The 23,828-nt window shown below is 58.5% G+C and carries 24 protein-coding genes; 14 read left to right on the plus strand and 10 right to left on the minus strand.

What is annotated here, in order from left to right:
* Positions 1-7: 7 nt before the first annotated feature.
* The 3 genes from ACZ46S_RS10050 to ACZ46S_RS10060 form a co-directional block, all read right to left on the minus strand.
* Complete coding sequence (locus tag ACZ46S_RS10050; RefSeq protein WP_464061611.1) at positions 8-688, minus strand: MotA/TolQ/ExbB proton channel family protein; 681 nt, start codon at positions 686-688, stop codon at positions 8-10.
* Between the two features lie 426 nt (positions 689-1,114).
* Positions 1,115-2,401 (minus strand): sensor histidine kinase, encoded by a 1,287-nt coding sequence (locus ACZ46S_RS10055; RefSeq protein ID WP_464061612.1) that lies wholly within the window; start codon positions 2,399-2,401, stop codon positions 1,115-1,117.
* A 115-nt stretch (positions 2,402-2,516) separates the two neighbouring features.
* Positions 2,517-3,206 carry a response regulator transcription factor gene (locus ACZ46S_RS10060; protein ID WP_464061613.1) on the minus strand — a complete coding sequence of 230 codons (690 nt, stop codon included), beginning with the start codon at positions 3,204-3,206 and terminating at the stop codon, positions 2,517-2,519.
* A 535-nt stretch (positions 3,207-3,741) separates the two neighbouring features.
* On the opposite strand from ACZ46S_RS10060, the gene ACZ46S_RS10065 reads away from it, so the two are divergent.
* The 14 genes from ACZ46S_RS10065 to ACZ46S_RS10130 all read left to right on the plus strand — a co-directional run bounded on the left by ACZ46S_RS10065 (position 3,742) and on the right by ACZ46S_RS10130 (position 13,599).
* The gene (locus tag ACZ46S_RS10065; RefSeq protein ID WP_464061614.1) at positions 3,742-4,296 is read left to right on the plus strand and encodes a hypothetical protein; all 555 of its coding nucleotides are present in this window, start codon (positions 3,742-3,744) and stop codon (positions 4,294-4,296) included.
* 5 nt (positions 4,297-4,301) lie between these two features.
* Positions 4,302-5,189 carry a P-loop NTPase family protein gene (locus ACZ46S_RS10070; protein ID WP_464061615.1) on the plus strand — a complete coding sequence of 296 codons (888 nt, stop codon included), beginning with the start codon at positions 4,302-4,304 and terminating at the stop codon, positions 5,187-5,189.
* Positions 5,177-5,839: a hypothetical protein gene (locus ACZ46S_RS10075; RefSeq protein ID WP_464061616.1), complete on the plus strand. Its 663-nt coding sequence runs from the start codon at positions 5,177-5,179 to the stop codon at positions 5,837-5,839. Before ACZ46S_RS10070 ends, ACZ46S_RS10075 begins: the two co-directional genes overlap by 13 nt.
* Before the next feature lie 95 nt (positions 5,840-5,934).
* Positions 5,935-6,177 carry a type II toxin-antitoxin system Phd/YefM family antitoxin gene (locus ACZ46S_RS10080; protein ID WP_464061617.1) on the plus strand — a complete coding sequence of 81 codons (243 nt, stop codon included), beginning with the start codon at positions 5,935-5,937 and terminating at the stop codon, positions 6,175-6,177.
* 3 nt (positions 6,178-6,180) lie between these two features.
* A complete protein-coding gene (locus tag ACZ46S_RS10085; RefSeq protein WP_464061578.1) occupies positions 6,181-6,612 on the plus strand; it encodes a PIN domain-containing protein in 432 nt (143 codons plus the stop codon).
* 359 nt (positions 6,613-6,971) lie between these two features.
* Positions 6,972-7,517 carry a GNAT family N-acetyltransferase gene (locus tag ACZ46S_RS10090; protein WP_464061618.1) on the plus strand — a complete coding sequence of 182 codons (546 nt, stop codon included), beginning with the start codon at positions 6,972-6,974 and terminating at the stop codon, positions 7,515-7,517.
* A complete protein-coding gene (locus ACZ46S_RS10095; protein ID WP_464061619.1) occupies positions 7,501-8,406 on the plus strand; it encodes a phosphotransferase enzyme family protein in 906 nt (301 codons plus the stop codon). The genes ACZ46S_RS10090 and ACZ46S_RS10095 overlap by 17 nt, the downstream gene beginning before the upstream one ends.
* 147 nt (positions 8,407-8,553) lie before the next feature.
* Positions 8,554-9,027 (plus strand): OsmC family protein, encoded by a 474-nt coding sequence (locus ACZ46S_RS10100; RefSeq protein ID WP_464061620.1) that lies wholly within the window; start codon positions 8,554-8,556, stop codon positions 9,025-9,027.
* 6 nt (positions 9,028-9,033) lie between these two features.
* Positions 9,034-9,582, plus strand: coding sequence for a cysteine hydrolase family protein (locus ACZ46S_RS10105; RefSeq protein WP_464061621.1), 549 nt, complete (start codon positions 9,034-9,036; stop codon positions 9,580-9,582).
* Between the two features lie 151 nt (positions 9,583-9,733).
* Positions 9,734-10,540, plus strand: coding sequence for a PhzF family phenazine biosynthesis protein (locus ACZ46S_RS10110; RefSeq protein ID WP_464061622.1), 807 nt, complete (start codon positions 9,734-9,736; stop codon positions 10,538-10,540).
* A gap of 178 nt (positions 10,541-10,718) precedes the next feature.
* The gene (locus tag ACZ46S_RS10115; protein WP_234730210.1) at positions 10,719-11,501 is read left to right on the plus strand and encodes a methyltransferase domain-containing protein; all 783 of its coding nucleotides are present in this window, start codon (positions 10,719-10,721) and stop codon (positions 11,499-11,501) included.
* A 329-nt stretch (positions 11,502-11,830) separates the two neighbouring features.
* On the plus strand, positions 11,831-12,742 hold the full coding sequence (locus tag ACZ46S_RS10120; RefSeq protein ID WP_464061623.1) for an HNH endonuclease: 912 nt from the start codon (positions 11,831-11,833) through the stop codon (positions 12,740-12,742).
* 132 nt (positions 12,743-12,874) lie between these two features.
* Complete coding sequence (locus ACZ46S_RS10125) at positions 12,875-13,222, plus strand: cupin domain-containing protein (protein WP_464061624.1); 348 nt, start codon at positions 12,875-12,877, stop codon at positions 13,220-13,222.
* A gap of 200 nt (positions 13,223-13,422) precedes the next feature.
* Complete coding sequence (locus tag ACZ46S_RS10130; protein WP_464061625.1) at positions 13,423-13,599, plus strand: hypothetical protein; 177 nt, start codon at positions 13,423-13,425, stop codon at positions 13,597-13,599.
* Here the strand turns inward: ACZ46S_RS10130 and ACZ46S_RS10135 are convergent.
* From ACZ46S_RS10135 to ACZ46S_RS10165, 7 genes are all read right to left on the minus strand, one after another.
* Positions 13,596-16,262 carry a valine--tRNA ligase gene (locus ACZ46S_RS10135; RefSeq protein WP_464061626.1) on the minus strand — a complete coding sequence of 889 codons (2,667 nt, stop codon included), beginning with the start codon at positions 16,260-16,262 and terminating at the stop codon, positions 13,596-13,598. The genes ACZ46S_RS10130 and ACZ46S_RS10135 overlap by 4 nt on opposite strands.
* 124 nt (positions 16,263-16,386) lie before the next feature.
* On the minus strand, positions 16,387-16,602 hold the full coding sequence (locus tag ACZ46S_RS10140; RefSeq protein ID WP_464061627.1) for a GrpB family protein: 216 nt from the start codon (positions 16,600-16,602) through the stop codon (positions 16,387-16,389).
* A gap of 449 nt (positions 16,603-17,051) precedes the next feature.
* Positions 17,052-17,375, minus strand: a complete 324-nt coding sequence (locus ACZ46S_RS10145) for a DUF736 domain-containing protein (protein WP_464064280.1) — start codon at positions 17,373-17,375, stop codon at positions 17,052-17,054.
* Positions 17,376-18,085: 710 nt separating this feature from the next.
* Entirely contained in the window at positions 18,086-19,024 is a 939-nt protein-coding gene (locus tag ACZ46S_RS10150; RefSeq protein ID WP_464061628.1) for a DUF2493 domain-containing protein, read from the minus strand.
* A 400-nt stretch (positions 19,025-19,424) separates the two neighbouring features.
* Positions 19,425-20,612, minus strand: a complete 1,188-nt coding sequence (locus ACZ46S_RS10155) for a DUF7146 domain-containing protein (protein ID WP_464061629.1) — start codon at positions 20,610-20,612, stop codon at positions 19,425-19,427.
* 299 nt (positions 20,613-20,911) lie between these two features.
* Positions 20,912-21,415, minus strand: a complete 504-nt coding sequence (locus ACZ46S_RS10160; RefSeq protein ID WP_464061630.1) for a hypothetical protein — start codon at positions 21,413-21,415, stop codon at positions 20,912-20,914.
* A 117-nt stretch (positions 21,416-21,532) separates the two neighbouring features.
* Entirely contained in the window at positions 21,533-23,698 is a 2,166-nt protein-coding gene (locus ACZ46S_RS10165; protein WP_464061631.1) for a ParB/RepB/Spo0J family partition protein, read from the minus strand.
* Between the last annotated feature and the right edge of the window lie 130 nt (positions 23,699-23,828).

A 23,828-nucleotide genomic window follows, 5' to 3' on the forward strand; every position in this document is an offset into this window, starting at 1 on the left:
GCTCCGCTCAGACCGTGGCGAATTTGGCGGCGGTGCTGGCACCCGCGCCGGCCTTGCCGGCCTGCACCACCGGCGCGCCGTCCATGCGGTTGACGATCAGCACCTTCAGCGAATCAAGCTGATGCACGACCAGCCGCACCTGGTTGGACAGCGCGTTGAAGGCGGCAAGCCCCAGCATGGCGATGAACAGGCCGAAAGCGGTGGCCACCAGCGCATCCGCGACACCGCCAGTGACCTCCGCCGGGGCATGGCCGGGCGCGGCCAGCACGTTGAAGGCGTGGAACATGCCGATGATGGTGCCGAACAGACCCATCAGCGGCGCCAGGGTGATGATGGTGTCCAGCAGCCAGAGCCGGCGGTCCAGGCCGGGGGCGATCAGCATCACCGCCTCGTCGAGCCGGCTGTTCAGCGCCTCGGCATTGACCATGCCGGCATGGCGCAGGGCGGTATCCAGCAGCGCGGCTTCCGGCAGCTTGCCGGCGCGGTTGCGCAGCGCCACCAACTCGCCAGGACGCAAGGCCGTTTCCTGCGCGGTGGCGCGAATGATGCTCTCGCCACGCAGAATGGTGCTGCGCAGGAACCAGAAGCGGTCCAGGATCACCGCCAGCGCCAGCAGCAGCAGCACCGCCATCAGATAGAGAATCCCATCCGAATAGTTGGCCAGGTAGACGATATATTTGATGGACAAATTACAGCTCCTCGATTGGCTAAGAGACGCTCAACCGTAGCTTTGGAAGCCACAGGAATTGTCTCAGGGCGGACCAGTACGCCGCCACTAGCGCATGGCAAAAGGACTCGCCGCTGGTAGCGGCAAGAGGTCCATTTCCAGCAAACATGTAAAGTTACGGGGCTTAGCTAAAACACCCTAAATTAAACCGACATGATAACGATTTTGGATATTCTAGCTCAAACTCGCTGTCACTTATCATATCGGCCTCACAATAATAGTCTGATACACTCTGTGGCCGGCTTGTAACGAAATATGTGTTACATCTTTGATGATGGTTTGATTGCAAATTTATGACCGTACACCGGCAGTTATACAATCTGTTAATCTCGCCAAGCTTGTCGAAAAGTTTGAAATTTTAACTAATATCATTAGTCTTTTAAGTATTTAATACTTGCAGGGGGGGGCATTGCGGTTCCACGGAAGTGTGATCTCCACCCACAATCCAGGCTTCGCGTCTTTCAACGTTAATGTGCCGCCGTGAAGCTCTGCAATGGCGGCCGCAATCGGCAAGCCAAGGCCCGCGCCGGATACCGTGCGCGCCATATCTATCCGTCCGAAACGGCGAAGCGCCATGCTATGTAAGTGACTCGGTATGCCTGTACCATTATCGAAAATGTCTATCGCAACGTTCTGCGCTGCGCAGGCCGCATATATATGGATAATGGTTCCCGGCGGGGTATGTTTTATCGCATTCAAAATCAGATTACCAAAAAGCTGATTCAGCAAGACAACATCACCGCTTAAACTGAGTTCTGGTTGAATGTTGAAATTTAGCTTCCCTCCGACCTCCTCGACGGCGGGAGCAAAGGTATCGACCAGAGCGATCAGCAGATGGGAAAGATCAATCAAGGTAAATGCCTTCCGACGCGTTCCACTTTCAATCTCTGACAGCCGTAAAAGCGCTGAAAAAATTTCAAGAATTGAATCAGTCTGAGAAATCGCCCACGGGATTACGTTGCGGGACATCGTCTCTTCATCGGCAAGTTGAGCGAGTTCCAGCCCCTCGCGCAAACGGGCGAGCGGGGAGCGCAGGTCATGTGCTATCTCATTTCCTACCTGCCGTAGATTTTCCATGAGGAGTTCAATCCGATCCAGCATAAGATTGACGCTGACAGCCAGATCATCAAGCTCATTTCTGTAGATCGATCTCGTCAATCTTCGGCTAAAATCTCCGCCCATGATCGATTCGAGGGTTGTATTGATATCCTGTATCCGCGAAACAGCATTCCGCCCCAACGCGATACCGGCTCCAAGACCAAATATCACTAGAATCCCAAAGCCAACAAAAAATGTCTTCGCCAGGCGCTGCCGCAACTGCACAAGCGCGGTTGCGTCTTCACCAACGACTAACAAGCCGCCATCCGCCAGGCGGATTCCAAGATTGCGTGTCGTCACGATCCGAGAGGTGGGATGAGTAACGATAAGATTATGCCAACTCCAACCTTGTACTCGCGAAAAATCGGCAAGATTTGTTGCAACGACATGTCCTTGAGGGTCGATCAATGTGATAAAAGTGCCTCGTACCACTTCACTTTGCGCCTCGCGTACAGATTCAAGTGCGCCCGCCGTACGAAATGTTTTTCCGGGATCCTCAATTTCTCCAACTTCGTTCCTGATTTGACGGTCAAGCGTGCGGACCATTGCTCCAGCGGTGCCATAATAGATGATCACGAAAACAAGGCCCGCGCCGAGGGATGCCAAAATTGCACCACAAGCAGCAAGCCGGAAACTGGTTGTGCGGATTAGGCTTGGCGATCGCGCCTGCGCTACGCCCCCAGGGTGTCGTTCAATTCGCATTGATACCCAATCGGTATCCGACACCACGTAACGTATATAATATCTTAGTAGAAAAATTGGATTCGATCTTGACGCGCAGGCGCGATACGTGGCTCGCCACAACGCTCGTTCCTGGGTCAAAACTATAATCCCAAACTTTTTCGAGTAGCATTTTGTGGGTCGTTACTTTCCCCTGGTTGAGCAAAAGTGCTTCAAGAATTTTGAATTCGATCTGTGTTAGAGAAATTGCCTGGCCGGCACGTGTGACGATCTGCTTACGACGATCGAGCCATATATCAGCATACGACAAAGTAGAGCGCCTTGATGGTGCTGGGCAACGGCGAATCAGAGCCTCAACACGTGCGCAAAGTTCCGCAAAGGCGAAGGGCTTTATCAAGTAATCGTCGCCACCGGCACGCAGCCCCCCTACCCTGTCGTCGATACCATCGAGCGCGGTGAGAAACAGCACCGGCACCTCGACGCGGACTTTGCGTAAGGCCTGCACAAGCTTTAGACCATCATATCCCGGCAACATCCGGTCGACAATCAGCAAGTCCCAGGGGTCAACGCTCGCCCGCAACAGCCCGGCATGTGCCGTTGCAACCGTTGTCACCTGATACGCCTTAAGGGTGAGAGCTTGACAAACAAGCGCGGCAGCCTGGTGATCATCTTCTATAAGCAGGATTTTAAAGCCGGTCATTGTAGCTTAGCCTTAACGTCTGCTTATATGTTCGCAAGTGATCTTTTTATAACAGTGCGTATCGTATTTTCCGCGGCGGCGGTTAGTTTCAGGGGGGCCTGTATAACTGGCGTCCATCGATATGCTAGGACTAGGCTAACGCACTTATCTTAGCCAGCGCAAAAATATGATCGAGCTTAAAACCCAGGTTCAACCAACATTAAAATAGTCCTGGCGATGGCAGAGATAACCAAAAAATCTAGATTATGAAAGTTATTTATACCACTTGGCATCGCTATTTCCGCATGCGCTAGCATTCCTTGGTCTGTTGTAGCTGCATAAGATATTACCACACGGGACCAACGAGATTAGAGATAGCGATTGCACCAGCCATTGCGATGACAAATGCGCCAGCATTTGCGCCAGCCTTTGAGTTGGCGAAAGAGCTATGGATTGCGCTGACGATTGAGAAATCCAGTCTGTCAAGATTCCGATTCGGAAGATTGCGCGCCCTGTCAAAATTGGTGAAATTTTGCGCTGCTATTTTTGATGGTCGGTGCTCATGTCACTCAAGCGCAAGCCCACTGACGCAGAAATCGAAGTGCTGGCAGCGACCTTCCGCCCGCTCTGGCGGCCAGGCGATGTTGTACGGCCCTGGCTACGCCAGCACCAAGATATGCTTCTGGAGCTGGTGCATGGCGAATGGTCCTGGGCCGCGGTCGGTGTCGCGCTGAGCAAGGCCGGGATTACCTACCGCACTGGCGCACCCTGGACAGCCAAAACCCTGCGCAGCGAATTCTCGCGCGCGCAGACGCCGCTGAAAGGCTACCGGCGCAGGCCAGGACGCTCGGGAGATGCTGCTCCTGAGCAGCCGCCCGTAGAGACGCCGGTGACAATCGGAGCAGGGGCGGTCCCCCCAGCGGCGGCGGCCACAGCTTCTGTCATCTTGCCCTTACCGCCGGAGCCGGTGCCATCCGCTGCCGGCGCCCCCCGCTTCAAGCCCGCCTCGTTCCGCGTCCATGAACTGCCCCCGCCGCTGAGTGAGGCCGAGCGGGCGGAGACCGAGCGCAACCACCGCCTGACATTCGGGCCACCTGAACCCAAGGAGTAGAGCCAATGTCCGAAGACAAACCCAAATCAGCCCCCAAATTGAACGGCGGCAAGCCGTCCGGCGCTACCCCCTACCGCCCGAGCATGACGAAATTCACCGGCGCGCGTTCCGATATCGTCAGCCTGGCGCCGCCTCAGGAAACCGAGCCTGAGATCGGACAAGGCATCGACCTCACGGGCCAAGCCAAGATCATCTTCGCCGCCGGGCGGGGCAAGACGGGTAAAACCACCCTGCTCCGCTGGCTTACCGAGACCTCGATCCGCGATGGCGGCACGCCCATCCTGGCCGATGTCGACCCCAGCAACGCCACCTTCTCCGCCTATTTTGCCGACGTGGCCCGGCCAGAGACCGATAATCCGGCCGGGGTCACCGCCTGGCTGCAGGAACTGATTGAATATTGCATCAATGAGCGGCAATCCGCCTTCGTCGATCTGGGTGGCGGTGATACGACCTTACGCTCCCTTGCCGCCGAGATGCCGGGCCTGGCGGCGCATATCGAAGCCGCCGGCATGGCGCCAGTCATGTTCCACCTCACCGGCGCCCAGCCTGAGGATTTGCTTCCTGCCCTCACCCTGGCCGCGCGCGGGTTCACACCGGCAGCGCAAGCTCTGGTGTTCAACGAATATAGCGTCGAGCCCGGCGCAACCCGTGAACGGGCCTTTGCCCGCCTCATTGCGTCCGACGCCTATGCCCGTCTGGCAGCTTCCTGCATCAGGCTCTGGATGCCCCGGCTGCACGCCGCCGAGGCCGTGGAAAGCCGCCAATGCAGCTTCGCCGCCGCGCGCGATGGCACCGTCACGCCATCTCTGGGGCTATTCGATGCTGCCCGGGTCCGCGTCTGGCTGGACGCCATGGACCGCCGCTTTGCAGGGGTCAGATCATGGATCCCATAAGCCCCGCCGCGCGCCGGGAAGCCCTGCACGAACAGATCAGCGAGGCGCAGATGATCTTGCGCCGCGCCGCCGCGGCCGCCGCCCTGAAAAGCGACCCTCTGGCAGAGCAGCTCCAGGCCCTGGCCGTCTGTGTCGGCGCGCTGAGCGATCTCTACCAAGCCAGCGAGGCCACCCAGATCGACATCGCCAATACGCTGAAAACCCAGACCGGCGTAATCGCGGATGAAGCCATTTCACGGGTCCACGCCTCGGGCATGGACATCGTCAACCAGCTTGCGCCGCAACTGGCCAATGCCGCCGACCGCACCATGCGCATGAAAATCACCACTCTGCGTATTCGCAGTATCGTGGGCCTGGGGCTGGCATTGGCACTGGCCATTCTCATGCCCAGCCTGTTCACCTACGCCGCCGGGCTGAATGATGGCCGATTCCAGGCCGAAATCGCCGCACATGTTATCCCCGCCGCCATGAAGGCCGGTCCGGCCGAGGCCCTCGCCTGGGGGCAGCTGATGCAGGATAATGACGGCGTCACCGCCATGGCCGCCTGCCGCAAATCCATGCAGCAAGATGCCAGCGGACGGCATTATTGTTTCATGCCGGTATGGACCGACCCGATATCCCCCGCCGTGCCTTCAGCCCCCGTTCAATGACCTCCAGCGCCGCCGCCTGGGAACATTACCCTTGCCCGTCCCAGCACATAGTCCTAAATATGACTACTGTAGTTCCATCTTGTTCGGAGGCCATCATGCGGGAAATTCAACTTCGCGACGCCAAGGCCAGCCTGTCGGCTGTGGTCGATGAGGCCCTACGCGGCGAGCCCGCCATTATCACCCGCCACGGAAAGCCCGAGGCAGTCATTCTCAGCTTTGAGGAATGGCAGCGGCTGTCCCATGTGCCCTCCTTCGGCCAATTGCTGATGGCCGCACCTCTCGATGCGGACGATCTGCCGCCGCGCAACCAATCCCCACTCCGTGATAGCGGCCTCTGATCCTTGTATCTCGTCGACACCAATGTCATCTCGGCGCGCGCGCCCTCGCGCGTCCCTCTGCCCGATTTGGCCGCCTGGATGGATGCCCACTCGGCCGATTTATTTCTCTCCACGGTCACAATCGCCGAGATTGAGGACGGCATCGCCAAGGCCAACCGTGAGGGGGCAACCCGCAAAGCCCGTGACCTAACCGCCTGGTTGGAGACCGTGTTGCACCTCTACGCGGCGCGCATCCTGCCATTCGACGTGGCCAGCGCCCGCCTGGCAGGGTGTCTATCAGACCGCGCCCGTGGCCAGGGTCATGCGCCCGGCCTCGCCGACATCATCATCGCCGCCACCGCCCAGCACCACGGGCTGACCATCCTGACCCGCAACCTGCGGCATTTTGAGCCGCTGGGTGTGGCAGTACATGATCCATTTATGCGCCTGCCCTGAGCATGGTCGTGGGCGGCAGGAATGTTCATACCTCCGACGGCCACTTCCGGCGCGATTGCGCCCTTGCGGGTCATTCCCGGGCTCTAATTGGATGCTCTGAAGCAGACCTTCCAAAGGTGTAAATGTTTTCTGCTGATAGCTTGGCCTGGCGGCTTTTGGGATTGTTTGCGTTCGCGTGGCCGACTTTCCATGCCACCAGGAGACGGTGCTTCGCGTGGCAAACACGACCTCGCCATCCAGCAATGTCGCGTAAATCCTAAGTTATGCGACAGTCGGAATCGACCCACGGTATCGATGATCAGGCTGTCATTTACCTAAATTGTAGACATAATGCTCGGGTCAGCACCGGAAAAAATTGAATGACACTCAGCTTTGTGGAACCGACAGAAAGTTACGCCAAATCTTTTGCCGACGCTCTGCGCGAAGGATTATTCATTCAGCCGTGGCCCAAAAATGAAATTGATGAGGTGGAAAACAATTTTCGTGGTTGGCGCAGCAAAGCTCTCGACCTGTCAAAGCCGATTGTTTTACCTGATGGCAGTAAGGTTCCCCGTGTACCACAAACGACACGGTGGTTAGTCCGACCTGGACAATTTCTCGGGATTTGCGGCATTCGCCATTTCCTCACAGAATCACTAAAAAGCTATGGCGGGCATATAGGATATGCATTACGGGCTTCTGAAAGAAAAAAGGGGCTGGGTCGTTTGCTCCTCTTAGAAGGACTTCGAGTTGCAGGTGAACTCGCGCTAAAAGAAGTGATTTTGACTTGCAACGCTGATAATGAGCCTTCCATTCGTATTATAGAGTCGTGCGGTGGCAACTTGCTTCAAAGCGTAAACCTATCATTCCGCGAAGTCCCGCATAACATTTACCGGATCGTGTTGTCAGATGAGCACACTGTATGATGATTTGCAGGATGACGTGCACGCAATGGCTGAGAGGTGGGGGCTGGATACTCCCGGCCCCACCTCAGCCCTTGCGACCAACAACGGCGTCTGGCGGTGTGGCGATGTCTATCTGAAGGCGTTCGTGAGTGACCTGTCGCGCCGTAAACATGAAATCGTGCTTTTGAACAGGCTCATAGTCGCCGGCTTTGGACTGGTTCCGAACATCCTCCCAACAAAGGACGGTAGCCCGTCCATCGAGCGAAACGGTGTACTCTGGACGGCAGAGTCCAGATTGAAAGGCAGGCATCCTAATGCTGACAGCATCGACGACTATTCGCGCATCGGGCATGGAATCGTCATTCTCCACGCCGCAATGAGCAAAATCAAATTGGAGAATATCGCGGATGGCTGCGTGGCGGATCTGCACCGCAGCCTGCTGTATTCTCCTCCGTCCACGAATAGCCTTCCGGCTGTCACAAGAAAGGCAGCCGCACTCTTGCGTGATGCACTGCCGTGGATCGAAGCCTGGCCACGCACGATGACCCATGGCGACCTCACACACCCGAACATTATCATCACTGATAACGGATCATGCGGATTCCTGGATTTCGAGTTCACGTCAAACAATTCATACGCCTTCGATGTTGCCGCCGTGGCGACCACTCTATTTCTGCGCTCCACTTTGGACGGCGTGGCGCGTCGAGAGGCGTGGCACGGCCTATTAGCCGCATCAGATCGGTTTTGTGAAAGCCAGATTATCATTGCCACCTTGGCCCGGCGCTGGATTTCTTTCGTTTGGAACCTCCGTCAACCCAATTCGTCCGCCGATGTCTATCGAAAACACATTCGGCACCTTGACACGCTGGTACCCATGGCGACCGCGACATTGGCGTTAGACGGTTGGTAACCTCCCAGCCAAGGCATAAACTGTCGCATAACTTGTAAGTTATGCGACAGGCATATTCGGCCATCCACAATCGTGATGGGCGGTTGGCCAGCCTCCCCAAATGGATCATTATGAGGTTTATTCGGTAGCTCGACGGGGTGAAGTGACGTGGACAAACAGCATCATTATGCGGTTCGGGTGGTCTGGACCGGAAATGTGGGGACGGGCACCGAGTCCTATCGGGGTTACGAGCGCGCCCATGAAATCGGCGCACCTGGAAAGCCCAGGATTAATGGCTCGGCTGATCCAGCATTTCGTGGCGACCCGGAGCGATGGAACCCAGAAGAGCTTTTGGTTGCATCACTCTCGGCTTGTCATAAGCTCTGGTATCTAGGCCTTTGTTCACAGGCAGGGATTGTTGTTACGTCCTACGAGGATGACGCGGAAGGCATCATGATCGAGGAACCGAGTGGGGCGGGTCAGTTTACCTCCGTTACCCTGCGCCCGCGCATCATGATTTCATCAAACTCTGACGAAGCTGTTGCGCGTTCTCTTCACCATCGAGCTCACGAGATGTGCTTCATCGCACGTTCGATGAACTTTCCAGTCCACCACGAACCGACAATCATTTTGGAATCGTGAGCACGAATGATCGCACTTATTGTTATCGATGTGCAACGGGCTTTTGACGAATGGGAGGCTGCTGGCCAGAGGCGGAACAACCCTGACGCAGCAGTTCGGATTGCCGATTTGCTGGCGGCCTTCAGGGCCAAGGATGCGCCAATCTTCCACATCCGCCACGAGGGCACGAGCCCCAGCTCTTCCTTTGCTCCCGATCAAACGGGTTATCTTGTGAAGGATGAGGCCCAGGAGAGAGACGGGGAGCCTGTCATCGTGAAGAACGTAAACAGTGCTTTCATTGGAACTGACTTGGAAGCACGGCTGCATGCGGCTGGTCTCCAAACCGTCGTAATCTGCGGTGCTACCACAAACCATTGCGTCGAGACGACAACGCGGATGGCAGGTAATCTTGGTTTTGATACATGGCTGGTCCGTGACGCCACCTGGACTTTCGACCGGATAGGTCCAGACGGTGACAAACACTCGGCCGAGGATATCCATGCGATGACACTGGCAAATCTCAATGGTGAATTTGCCCGTATCGTATCAGCAGGTGAGGTAATTGCTGCCCTTTAGCTATTTGTGGCATAACCTCTAAGTTACGCGACAATCCTGATCCCGGTAAAACAGCCCGAAGTAGGTCTTCGAGACAGATTTCGCCGTATTCCGATGGCGGACATCTATGGATAGGATGCGGCATCCACAGCGACGAGCTTTAACCATGCGCATGTATCAGGTCGATGCCTTCACTGACCGGCTTTTCGCGGGGAATCCTGCCGCCGTTCTTGTAATCGATGAGTGGCTGCCGGATGACTTGATGCTGGCCATTGCACAGGAGAACAATCTAGCCGAAACAGCCTTTGTCAAATCCCGTTCTGATGGAACATGGGATTTACGTTGGTTTGCCCCGGCGCATGAAGTCAACTTCTGTGGCCATGCCACGCTTGCGACAGCACATATTTTATTCACAAGGGCAATGGTGGAGTCGCCAGTGGTCTTTCACACTCGGGTTGGAGAACTGCGGGTATCGAGGTGGCTAGATGGGTACCGCCTCGATCTTCCTCGCCTGTCGCCGGATATCATCAATGCTTTGCCGCAAGAGATCGAAGGGATTTTTGCGGTGCCACCCGTCCGCATCTTCCGCAACTTCGAGAACATCTTTGCCGATCTCGGCAGTGCAGATGCCGTGCGCGACTTTGTTCCAGACCTTACGGCTATTGCCCGTCTTGGACCTGTTGGTCTTGTAGTGACTGGACCGGAGAATGATGAGGCAAAGGCCCATTTTGTGTCTCGCTACTTCGCCCCCGGCGCAGGTATTCCCGAAGATCCGGTTACGGGGTCCATCCATGCCACCCTGGTGCCTTATTGGGCAGAACGGTTAGGCCATCATAAACTCATAGCCTATCAAGCTTCAGCTCGCGGGGGATGGCTCGAATGCGAATTAACCGATGATCGCGTCATCCTGGGGGGAAAAGCTGTTACCTTCATGGAGGCCACGATTTCCTTGCCTGAAGCGGCAGAGCTGACCGCGTGAGCTGGTGCGTATGATTTACGCGACAGCCATTCTGCCGGTTTTACAGGTTTGTAGGTGCAAAAGCAGAATGGCGGCATCGCCGCCTTCCCGGTCATTGGCCGTCGCACAACTTGTAAGTTATGTGACAATCGAGGTCACGGCAAAAAACGACCCTTTGCGGACATGTGCCGCATAAGGCATGGTCCGCATCATGCGCTCACTCAATTCAACCTGGCGGCAAGAAGAGTTTCACGCCCGCGTCGCCGCCCTGAGCGCGGCCCAGCCGGGCGGTAGGGTCCTCGACATAGGCTGCGGCCGGGGGCTCACCGTATCGCATCTGATGGCTCAGGTTGGTGAACTTGGCCAGGTCGTCGCGGCGGATCGGAGCACGCACAGCCTCCAGGCGTTGCGCCAAGCGCATCCTGACGCTTCTGTCGATGGGCGGCTCACGCTGGTTGAGTTGGATATCGCCGGACCACTTCCATTTGAGTCCGCCAGCTTCGACAACATCGTGTGTCAGAACGTCATTGAATGTGTGGCCGACAGGGACGGTCTGCTCGCCGAGATCGCCCGTGTGCTTAGGCCGGGAGGTACGGCCGTGATCGGCCACTACGACTTTGATGGCATCATGTTAGCCAGTGACGACACCGTACTGACCCGATGCATGGTCCATGGTTACGCGGATCACATACAGGCCTGGCAGGATGCCTCCGAGGGCCAAATGGGACGGCTCCTCCCCGGGTTAGTAGCGCGGAGTGCTTTGAACCATGTGGTCACAGAGACAGTGCTGTTCGTGGAACTCCGTCTGTCGATGGAGGGCTATGCGCAAGGTCACTTAGACGGGATGGTTGCCCTTTCGGATACGTTTGGAATTTCTAGGGACAGGGCGGTGGCGTGGATGAACGCTTTGCAAGTCAGGTCCGATGCGGGCGGCTTCTACTACGCTTTGCCTTGGACGTATGTGGTAGCTCGCGGGGCATAGGTCCACTTCTCCCAACCGAGACGATGGTTGTCGCGTTTGTCGTAAATTATGCGACAGGTAGGCGGCCTCCCGGCCAGCCTAGCATTTTCTTGTCGCGTATCTTTGTCGCAGCATTCGTATGCTTACGACAAAAATACGCGACAACCGGTGACCGGGATGGGGGGGGGGGAGCGGAATGGCGGGTTTTGGACGTTAACCCTAATAAGCGGTCATTGCCGAGGTGCCCACGAATTCGTAGGATGAATAAAGCTCTTCAATCGGGATGAGACATGAAGGCAATGGGTAACGTTACACTCATCCGTCTTTGTTGATTTCATGGAGTAAATACCGTGGAATGGAACGATATTCAGGGCAAAAAATATCCGGGATACGGACGGTGCATCTATTGTGGAAGCGATGGGGGCAAAAATGGTCTCCGGAGCGAACACATCATTCCTTTCTCGTTACAGGGCGAAACCGAGATTAAGAACGCAAACTGCGTGACCTGTCAGAATACTATAAATCCAGTTGATACACATTTAGCCCGTGCAGTTTTCTACGAATATCGGCGGCATGTTGGTTCTCCATCCCGGCGCCCGGAAAATCAGCCGAAGCTACCAGCCGTTAATTTCACCATCAAGGGCTCGGAGGTCGAACGTGATCTAACGGTCGATTGCCGCCCTTATTCCCTTGCTATGCCTGTTTGGGGCCTCCCTGGTTTTTACCGCCGGGCGTCAATCGACGATCCGTTTCCCGAAGTCTATTGCCATATGTACCACCACCTTCCGCCGAACATGCCCGAGATACTTGGTCTCGAGCAGGATGACGATTTTATGGTGAGGAGCAAGGCGGCAATAAATATCTCGCTATTTGCCCGGGCCATCGCCAAAATAGCCTATTGCCATGCCGTTTTACAGTATGGCTTAGACGGCTTTAGACCTCTTATATTACCCGATATTATCCTAGGCCGGTCACGCGCTATACCGTATTTTGTAGGCGCCCCACTAGATGATCCCCCTCCACCCCTTGAAAAAGGGCGTCGTCATTTGGTCGAGTTCACGAATCTTGACGCAAACCCGATGCACCCATCGAACACTCTGGGAGAATTACGAATGATCATCGCAAATATCCGCTTATTCGCTGACAGCGGGACAGCTCAGCATGGCTTGCCGATTTATCAGGTGATTTGCGGGGCACGCAGCCCAGCAAAAATAAGCAATCTTAAGCCAATTCTGCAGACTCCAAAAGTCATTGTCTTGTAGGCGGGCTAAGCAGAGTCTGCTCTTTGGTTGTTCGCTAATTTGAGCACGCGACCGTCATGGGTCGTCTGCTGACTTGCCTGCGAACCAAGTTGCATTCAATATTGTCTTGGCTAACCGGAAACGGAGCGATACGTGAAAGCTTCCTTAAGCGATGTTTTGGCTCGCCTTCCTGGGCCTTCAACCGAGGAATGGCCGACCGGTGAGCCCTTTGCAGCTGCGTTAAAACATGGATCAATGCTGCTAGAGGCGTTTGCTCCCCGTGGAGTAGATAGGCAATCACCGCATGACCAGGATGAGATATATCTAGTAATTTCTGGTACTGCCAATCTCATCGTTGAAGGCACAGTGACCCCTGCAAAGGTAGGCGACGCATTGTTCGTTGCAGCGCTTGCCGAACACAGATTTGAAAATATTTCCGATGATTTTGTGACGTGGGTGGTCTTGTGGGGGCCTATGGGCGGAGAGAGAGTTATCCCATAAGGACCTCTAACTGTGACTGCTTTTCGTGGAGAGTTTCGGGCGCCGCGGGCGTACGAAAGTCTCCACGGAGAACGAACCCGCTGCGCGGGATTGGTGCTTTCGGTGAGGCCGTAGCGTAGGGCCCGCGGCTTGGTTTCTGTTGAGAGCTGGGACGGCCCGGTCTGAGGATGTTGGCTTCTTTCATTGCAAAGGAGCCTTCCATGACCAAGCCAGTTGCCATGCCTGCGCCCAACGATCTGCGCCAGCGGATGATCGAGGACATGAACGTGCGTGGGTTTTGTGCCAAGACCCAGCACGATTACTTGCGCATCGTCTCGCGCTTTGCCGTCTTCCTGGGGCGCTCTCCCGGTACGGCTAGCGTTTCCAAGGGCGGCTAACCATTTTTCTGTTCCAAAGTGGCCAACCTCGCCAGCGCGGCCTCAAGGCGTTTTGCCTCGTTGGCGAAACTCTGCTCACGCTCGCGGTGTTCTTCCAAAACCGATTCCGGCGCGCGGGAGGTAAAATCCGTGTTCGCCAGCTTGGCCTGGACCTTTTTCAACTCTCCTTCGGCTTTGGAAAGAGCCGTGGCAAGGCGCTTCTTTTCCGCTTCAAGGTCAATCAGCCCTTCCAGCGGCAAAACGGCCGTTGCCCCGTCCAGCGATAACTGAGCAGCGTTTTTTGGAACTGGACCTTGCAGCAAAGCAACATTGCTGGCGCGAGCCATGCGGGAAATTGCTTCATCCCACCGCTGTGCAATCGTCATAGCGATGTCTGTCGCATCCAAAAACAGCACCGGCGATTTCTGTGAAGGCGGGACATTCATCTCCGAACGAACGGTACGAATTTCAGAAATAAGAAGCTTTAACCATTCTATTTCAGATTGTGCGCTTACCACATTGGTTACCGTCGCAACCTTGGGCCAAGATGCGGAAATCAGCGAGAACGCCTCGCCATAGCCGAAATGATCCCATAGTTCCTCAGTCACGTAAGGAATCAGCGGGTGCATCAACCGCAGCAGCACACCCAGAACATAGGCTGCCGTGTCGCGGATTTCCGGCGCATCGGCCTCGCTGGTGAAGCCAGGTTTGGCGAGTTCGATGAACCAGTCGCAGAAATCGCCCCAGGCGAAGCGGTAGCAGGCGGCGGCGTAATCACTCGGGCGAAAAGCATCCAACCCGACGGTGGCGGCGGTAATCGCCTCGTTGGCGCGGGCAAGAATCCAGCGGCACAGCGGCAGCTTCGCATTTTCAGGCTTGAACGCTGGGTTTGGCTTCACCCCGTTCATTTCCAGAAACCGCGCGGCATTCCATATCTTGGTGATGAAGGCGCGGTTGGTCTGGACGATCTTCTCGCCCAGCTTAACATCACGCCCTTGGCCCGCGGCGGCGGCTACGGAATAGCGCAAAGCATCCGTCCCGAATTTGTCGATGAGGGTGAGAGGGTCCAGCACATTGCCCTTGGACTTGGACATTTTCTGCCCCTTTTCGTCACGCACCAGCCCGTGAATATAGATGGTGCGGAACGGCACATCACCCATGAAATGCAGGCCCATCATCATCATCCGGGCAACCCAGAAGGGAATGATGTCAAACCCCGTCACCAGCGTATCGGTGGGGTAGTACTTTGCCAGCTCCGGCGTTTGTTCCGGCCAGCCGAGCGTGGAGAAGGGCCAGAGGGCGGAGGAAAACCAGGTATCCAGCACGTCCTCATCTTGCGTGAGCGCGATACCCGCCCCGGCCTTGGCCTGTGCCTCGGCCTCAGTGCGCACCACGTAAACCTTGCCGGCTTCGTCGTACCAGGCGGGAATCCGGTGGCCCCACCAAAGCTGGCGGGAAATGCACCAGGGCTGGATATCGCGCATCCAGGCGAAGAAGGTATTCTCCCACTGCTTGGGCACAAACTGGGTGCGGCCTTCCTCAACCGCCTTGATGGCCGGCTGTGCGAGCACATGCGCGTTGCAATACCATTGGGTGGTCAAATACGGCTCAATCACCGTGCCCGAGCGGTCGCCATAAGGCACCATGTTCTGGTGCGCCTTCACCTCCACCAGTTGTTCGCGCGCCTCCAACTCCGCCACGATAAGTTTACGCGCCGCGAACCGGTCCTGCCCTTCAAGCGAGCGCACAAACTCCGGCATCTCGCCCAGCTCGGCCAGCGTGATCCTGCCCTGCTTGTCGAGCATCGAGGGCATGGCCAGCCCATGCCGCTTGCCAACCTCAAAATCGTTAAAATCATGTGCGGGCGTTATCTTCACCGCCCCGGTGCCCTTCTCAGGGTCGGCATACTCGTCCGCGATGATGGGGATTTTCCGCTCCGTCAGCGGCAGCACCACATGTCTGCCGATGAGATGCTTGAACTTTTCATTCTCCGGGTGCACCGCCACGGCGGTATCCGCCAGCATTGTCTCCGGCCGGGTGGTGGCGACGATAATCTCTTCGCCGCCCTCAACGGGGTAGCGAATATACCACATATTCCCCTTGGTATCCCGACTCTCCACCTCAAGGTCGGAGATCGCGGTCTGCAGCTGGGTATCCCAGTTCACCAACCGCTTGTCCTGATAAATTAGCCCTTCCTCGAACAGCCGCACGAATACCTCGCGCACCGCCACGGAAAGCCCCTCATCCATGGTAAAGCGCTCGCGTGCCCAATCCGGCGAGGCGCCCAGGCGGCGCAGTTGCCGGGTGATATTGCCGCCGGACGCAGCCTTCCACTGCCACACGCGAGAGAGGAACGTTTCGCGCCCCAGATCTTTGCGGAACACGCCTTCCTTATCCAGCAGCCGCTCCACCACCATCTGCGTGGCGATGCCCGCATGGTCGGTGCCTGGCTGCCAGAGCACATCGCGCCCCTGCATGCGGCGGTAACGGACAAGAATATCCTGCAATGTCATGGTCAGCGCGTGGCCCACATGCAGGCTGCCGGTTACGTTTGGCGGCGGGATCATGATGGTGTAGGGCTGCGCGTTACTCTCCGGCTGCGCGGCAAACGCGCCCGAAGCTTCCCAACCGGCATAAAGCCGCGCCTCGGATGAGGCGAAGGTGAAATCGCTATTGAGATGCATTATGAACTCTGCCTGTATTCAACATGGTTGAATTCCACCTTGTTCCTGTAAAGAAGATGATGAAGCAACAAAAAAGGCCCCAAAGGGGCCGATTTTTCCGCGCACAGGTGCTTTCACGAGATGGCTATGCCATCCTACCCGTGTGCGATCTTACTACAAGGCCGAATACAATTATCATGAGTTCAAATATATCGTAAAATCGATAGTCGTCAAATAAAGCGGTTTTCGATCGGTCTGAAATGGGCTTTGCACGAATGCTGGGAATTGCGGTCGAACCGATGTGGTGAATTGCGACCAATGTGGACCCGATGGCATCTGAAAGATGCTCGCATCTCCACATCGGCCATTTCCGCCCAATGGGGGTCGTGCGGCAGAAGTTGAACCCTGATTGCTGGCGGCATATGAGTCCTACGGGTTAGGGCTTCAAGGACTCAGGATAGAGCGATCCTCGCGAGCTTCAATGGCAGCTTTCGGCCCTTCCTGCCTATAATCGAAAACATTGATGGGAGCCGCGGAATGGCAGATGTTGGTAAGAGAGCAGCCCTTTTTGGAGTCACCGCGAATAGATAAATCATTTCGACCGATACTGGGCATCAACATTCGTGAGTTCTGATCCACCACGGCCAAATTAACCTGATCATTCAAAAAGTTTTTGGTGCAGCTTTTTTCAAAAAGCTGCGTTTTCTATGTCAAAACTTTTTTCGTGCTGACATCGATATTCCCCAAAGCCCCCGCCAATTTTCATAGCATGCCCCGCCCGGCATCGCCGGGCGGGGTTCATCGCGGTTGTTACTCGCCGTTTTGCTTGCGGCTGCGGGACCAGATCAGGGTGTAGCCCTCGCCGCTTTCATCGTCGAAGAGGTTGGCATAGATCGGGGCGCTGAAGCTTGGATCGTCCAGCTTGACCGAGATATAATCGCGCCCTTCGGCGGAGCGCCGTGACCAGCCAGCCCCGATCTCAGCCCTTGAAACATACACGCGATGGCTGGGGGCGTTGTCGTTGCCACGGTTGGCTTCAGGCACGATACGCACGTTCTTCGTCTGCACGCTCAGGGTCACAATCTCGCCGTGGATTTCATTGCCGACTTTCTTGAAGGTTCCGATGGTAGCCACGTCAATTCTCCTATGCTGTTTCGAGCCCGCGACCATCGCAGCCTCGATGGCGATCACTTGACCGAAGGCACGATCGGCCTGCACCGCCCGCGGCCGTAGCGTCAGCGGAGGATGGCGGCTTTTGGCTTTTTTGGAGCGAAGCGTCCGCGAGGAGGCAGCATCGCTGCCGGGGACAAAAGCCAGAAGCCGCCATTGCAGGAAGGCGATCGTCCTTCGGTCAGATCAGCCAGGGAGAGGCCGCGTGGCGCGGCTTGGGGCAGGCAGTCGGGAGATATCTGGCGACACTCGGGCCGTTCATCAAAGCGGCGCCATCCACGGTACGGGAACAAGGCCGGTCTTGCAGACGTCGCCGCGTCATCATTCCGCATATAACCGGTTGCTCCAACGCCGCCCCTGCCCTCGCATCAATGGACAAACGGATTGGGTGGCACATGGTCCTGCCCTTCGCTGTGGAGCGATCTTTCTGGCCAAGCGACACGTCGAGAGACCCACCTGATCCTGCCCACCCACGACAATGCTGCTCGAGGATAGCGCCTTTTGCGTCCGATTCAACAAGTAAAGCGGGACACACGCCGCGACGAATTCCGCTGGCGCTGCCGGGCGGGGCCTTGGCGGGGGCTTGTCCGGCAAATAAATTTGCCGCCGTTGAGCCGCTTCAGCCGGTCGTTGGGATACGGTGATACGGCATGGGTGGGCGCAGATTGTGGGGGCTATGCGCCCCCACTCCCAAAGCTCCATACCGGAATGCCGAGCTTCTTGGCCTTGTCGGCGAGATTCTCCTGGATGCCGGTGCCGGGGAATACCATGATGCCAATCGGCAGTGCCTCCAACATGGCGTCATTGCGCCGGAACGGGGCGGCCTTGGCGTGCCGGGTCCAGTCCGGGCGATAGGCAATCTGGGTAACCTTGCGGGCATCGGCCCAGGCTGCGGCGATGCGCTCGGCTCCCTTCGGGCTGCCGCCGTGCAGCAGCACCATGTCCGGATGTTTGGCGTGTACTTTGTCCAGCTTGTCCCAGATCAGAATGTGATCATTGCACTCCATCCCGCCGGTGAATGCGATTTTCGGGCCGGTGGGCAGAAGAGGTGCGATCTGTACCTGGCGCTTGGCGGCGATGAAGTCACGGCTATCGATGAGGGACGCGGTCAATGCCCGGTGGTTAACCATCGAGCCTGAGCGCGGGCGCCAAGCGGTGCGCGTGTGGCGCTCGAACCGCTCGGCGGCCTGGTCACGGAAGAATTCCAGGCAATCCCGGCGTTCCAGTAAGGTCTGCCCTTCCGCCGTCAGCCGTTCCAGCTCGACTGAGCGGATCTCGGAGCCGTCCTGCTCCTTATGGCTGCGCTTTTGCGCCTGCTCGTTATCGTCGAGCTGCCGTTCGATTCGCCCGGTGGCGCGGTGGAATAGATTAACCGTGGCCCAGAGCAACTCCTCGAGATCAGGCTCCAGGCGGGTGTCGCTCAGGGTGGCGGTGAAAGCGTCGAAGATATCCGCGATCGCCCTGGCAATCAGCGTGGCTTCGGGCAAGGGCCGTGGGTCAGGCTCTTCCTGACCGGGATGATAGCCATAGAGTTGCAGTTCGCTGAGGATATAAGCGGTGGGTGAAGCGGCGTGGGGTGGCTCATAGCCGGTATCGTCATAGTCGCGGGTCATGGAATGCTCCTGTTTGCCGGAAGCCCGCGCCCATCGCGGCCTTCCATGGCGATCCCAGCCGGGGGCGGCGGCGGCCCGCACCCGCCAGCGCTCTCCGTGACGCCGTGGGCTGGATTTGCGGGCCGGAGCGTCAGCGGAGGATGGCGGCGGGGCCGCTATTTTGCTTCGCGCTGCAAAGCCCCGGAATTGCTCAACGTGCCCAGCGCCGCTGATAACTCCCCGGGGCGGCGGAAAATAGCGGCCTCGCCGCCATTGCGGGCCGCCGCCGCCGCCGGCACAGAACGCCCTCTCGGAAGGCCGCCGGCGCGCCGCCCCCGGCAGACAGGGGTATGCAGTGTCCGGCAGTGGCGATGATCCCGGCGTTGGCGGGCCGTCATCCGCTTATCCGCCAGACTAAGTCTCAGCCGGACACCAAGAAGCGCTGCGCATCCTCCGGCGCCAATTGCACCCGCAGATGTGCACGCAATTCAGCTGCGCCAAGCTCGCGTAGATCGTCGTTGAAATCGCTTAAGGAGGGCGAGAGGGTGATCGCCTCGACCCCGGCGGCAATAGCGCGTTCGGTCAAGCGTGCCACGGCGCGGTCACCGGCCGCATCGGCGTCACGGACGATATAAAGCCGGCGCAGCCCAGCGGGGAGCAGGAGGGCGGCCAGATGCCCGGCCGAGAGTGCGGCCGCCATCGGCATGGTGGACAGCACGCAGCGCAGGGACAGCACGGTTTCGATGCCCTCGCCAGCCACGAGCAACCCGTTCACCGGTCCGTCGTGCAGCCCTGCCATGGTGCCAAACCGCACGGCATGGCCCAACAGCAATCCGATCGCCCGGCGTGGCGTTGCCAGTGGTGCCTTACCCAACCGGATGCGATCGAGGGGATCAAACCCGTCTGGATCAAGCCAAGTGCGCTGGATGCCGGTGATACGGCCTTCGAGGTCCGTGACCGCTGCGATCAGTGCTGGCCAAGGTTCCGGCTGTGCCTCGGGCGTCGCGCGGTAGTAGCAGCACGGATGGAACCGCAAGGCGTCGATTCCGGTAAGTGCCGCTGCCGTGATGCCGCGCCGGTGCAAATAGGTCTCGCCAAGCGTGCCCGGGAGGGGCTGCGCCATGCCGAACAACCGCCGTGCGGCGTGTTGGGCCTGGGCGGCCTCAGGAGCAGAATCACAGTCAGCATCCGTCTGTGTTTCCGGAACCGCACCGCGCCCCGGCAAACGCACCCCATGGCCCTGAGGCTGCTGGCTGCGGTGTTTGTCGCCTGCAGCATCATCAAATCCCGTCAGCCCCAGAAACCGCCGTGCCTCCTCGGCCACCTCTCGGAATTCCGTCAGGCCGCGGCATTCGCGGATCAAATCCAGCAAATCGCCATGCGTGCCCTCCGCCGCATCCTGCCAGCGCCCCGCCGCGCCCTTGCCCATGCCGCCGCCGGTCAGGCGGACAAACAAGGACCGCCCCGGCGTGTTATGAACGTCTCCCACCAGCCAATAACGCCCCTCACGCCGCCCGGCGGGCAGATAATACCGGCACACCGCTTCGGCCTGCCGTGCCAGCATCTGTGCCAGCTCGGCCGCCGGCATGGAAAAATCAGGCTTGGGCATCGTTGCCCCTCCATCGCTACAGATTGCCGCAAATCCGGCCTGTCCTCGGTGTTGGATCGAACAGCACAGCCTATCGCCCCGCCCTGCCCACGCGCTACTTCCGAATCGGAAGTGCGCCTTCGCCCTCTCACCGGCACGGGTGACAAGTGGCTGATGGCATCGGCTCTCCGGGGAACTGCGGACATTCATTCCCTTCGGCGCCCGCAGAAAATCGTCCCACGCAAAATGGGCCGTCCTGCTGCCAGGTCCGGCCCATCCGCATTGGTCACGGTTGTTCGTGGATCGTTCCGGGCATCCTTCTACCCGCCCTCCTGCCCGGCGATGTCGGCAAGACAATCCGACAGAAACTCCGTGGTCGAGCAGGCTTTGATGGCATCGGCGGTGATGAACAGCGCCATGCCGCCAAACCCGTCGGCGCGCATCTTTGAACAGGTGAACGCCGTCGTCACGGTGATATAACGCAGTTTGGCGGACCGCCGCACGATGTCCTGAAGAATCACCTCCCACGACACACCGCTCATATCCAGTTCAACGGATGTATCATCCGCAGCAGCGTTTTTGAGTTTCTCCTCCACATAGTCCCGCACTTGGCTGGCTCTGCCGTAAGCCGCGTGCAGCGCCGCGCTGAGTTCGGCGCGATCGACCAAGATCAGATCCGATGGTCCCTGCCAGGAATGGAAATAGGTTCCATCGCCATCCGAATCCGCATCGAACATGTGCGAGAGCAACAACAACTCCAGCTTCGTCATGTCCGCGTTGGGGATGATCTCCGGGATCACGGTCGGTGAAAAATAATCCGCCATGTCAGCCTCCAGAAATGCAAAACCCGGCACGGGGCCGGGTTTGATGGGTTGGGGGTGGGATAAAGACGTTGAAGGAAGAGAGACGAGACGGCCCGTGGCCGCCTCGGGGTTCCGGAGTCACTCCGCCGCGATCTCATGCGGCTCGAGCTGTTCGTGGTCTTCGGTGGATGAAAGATCTGCCGCCTCTGCATCCTCACCAGCCGCATTCGCGCTGACATTGGCGGCGGCACTCTGCGCGGCCGGCGTCACTGGATCTATCGGCATCGCCATGGTCTCCACGCCTTTCGTGCGCAGCGCCTCGGGCAACCAGCCGGTGCCTTCCAACGCCTGCGCGGCGGCTTCCGCCATGTCGGTCTTCTTGAGGTGTTCCAGCCGTTGCGCAGCTTGCTCGCCCTTGGCTTCGCGCACAGCCTCAAGGATGCGCGCTTTGGTCACCCGGCCGAGATAATTCTCCACATTCGGCGCCCACCCAGCGGCGGTCAGATCAAGCGCCAATAGCTCGGCCAGCCGCCCGGCATGCGCCAACGCGCGGGGGCGCCGGTTATAGGCATCATGCGTGGCATTTAGCGTCAGCGCGACGCAATGCGCGAACAGGGCCTCGCGGCTATCGCTGTCGAACCCGGACAGAATATCCCACAACTCAGCCGCATCCTCCGGCAACTGCGCCGCCCAGCCCTGGTGCCGGGCGTCAACGCGTTCGGCCAAAGCCGTATCGCCCAAACCCGGCGCCTGGGCCCCGAACATCACGCTCTTGGCCTCAACCTCCAGGCAGGATTCGGTGCCATAGCGATAGAACAGCCGCAAGCACAGCGCGTGCAGCAGCGCCAGATAGGCGATGCCGGGCTCGTTGCCCAACGCCTCGCGCAGCGCCAGCGTGCGATAGGCCGTCAGCTCGGTCAGCAGCCGATCAGGCAAGGGCTTGAGCCCGTCTTCCTCTTCGGGTTCGACCTCAGCTTCCGCCCCGCCGCCAATATGGGCGGTGATCACTCTAGAATCCGCGCGGCTGGGATCGGCGCCATCTTCTGCGCCGTACCCATCCTGCCCCTGCGCGCCGCCCTCACCTGCCAAGGCCGCCTCATCGGCTTCTTCAACCGCCAGCGGTTCATCCTCGGGCCGGACATAACCGCGTTCCACCCGCAGCTGGCCGCTGCCATCGATGCTGACAAAGACGCCCGCCATGGCGATCTCGGCGGGGTCGTACACCGGCGGGCGTTGTGTCAGCGCGTCAATCTCCGCTTCGATCTCATTAAGACGGGCATCAGCATCGTCGGAGACTTCATCCGTCGCGGCGGCTTCTTCCTCGATCTGCTCCGCCTCGGTCCGCAGTGCCTCGACCTGGGCGATCTCGTCTTCCGTTAGCGGACGGCGAGCACCCGGAATGCGCCGCAGGCCGTAATTATGGCCATAAGGAAACTCACTTGCCTGCTCGACCCATTTCCAGCCCTCGGCACGGATGGCGTCGGCATCGCGCTCAAGCTTTTCCGCCACCACGCGGGCCAGCAGACCGCTATCCTGCAACCAGCCGCCATCATCCTGCTGGAACAGATCGCGCATGATCGCCCCGCCTGCCGCGACATAGTCTTCGCCAGCATACTGGGCGCGCTTGTCCGAGGCGCGCACCGCGCCTTCGGTCAGCAAGCGGCGGATTTGGTAAGTCTCTTTGTTATAAGAGCGCTGCACCGCCTCCCAGACCTGCTCCTGGCGCTGATGGTCGGGGCTGACCGAGAAAGCCATCAGTTGCTCAAGCGTCATCTCGTCCTCGGCGTAAACCTCGAGCAGCCGGGGCGAGACAGCGGCCAAGCGCAGGCGCTGCTTCACCACCGAGACGGCGACAAAAAACACTGCCGCGATCTCCTCCTCGCTCTGCCCCTTCTCGCGCAGCGCCTGGAATGCCCGGAACTGATCCAGCGGATGTAAGGGCGCGCGCTGCACATTCTCCGCCAGGCTGTCTTCCTCGGCGATACCCTCGGTGCGGATAATGCAAGGGATCGGGGTATTCTTGGCCAGACGCTTTTGCCGCACCAGCAATTCCAGCGCCCGGTAGCGCCGCCCACCGGCGGGGATTTCGAACAGGCCGGTCTCGGTGCCCTTATCGTCGAGCACTGGGCGCACGGTGATGCTCTGCAGCAGCGTGCGCCGGGCGATATCCGCCGCCAGCTCCTCAATCGACACGCCGGCCTTCACCCGGCGGACATTGGCCTGACTCAGCACCAGCCGGTCAAACGGAATATCGCGCGAGGCGCTCAGCGTGATTTTCTGAACGGGTTTCGTGGTTTTACCCATGGGACAAGCTCCATGACGGGCGGCCCGGAGCCACTCTCCGCGCCCATCACCCGTCGTGAAGCGGCCCGCCGCCCTCTGCCTCTCTGCCCGCGTCCCACAAAAAAAGCCGTGGACCGGAACCTGGCCCACG

The organism is Acidocella aluminiidurans (assembly GCF_055383125.1).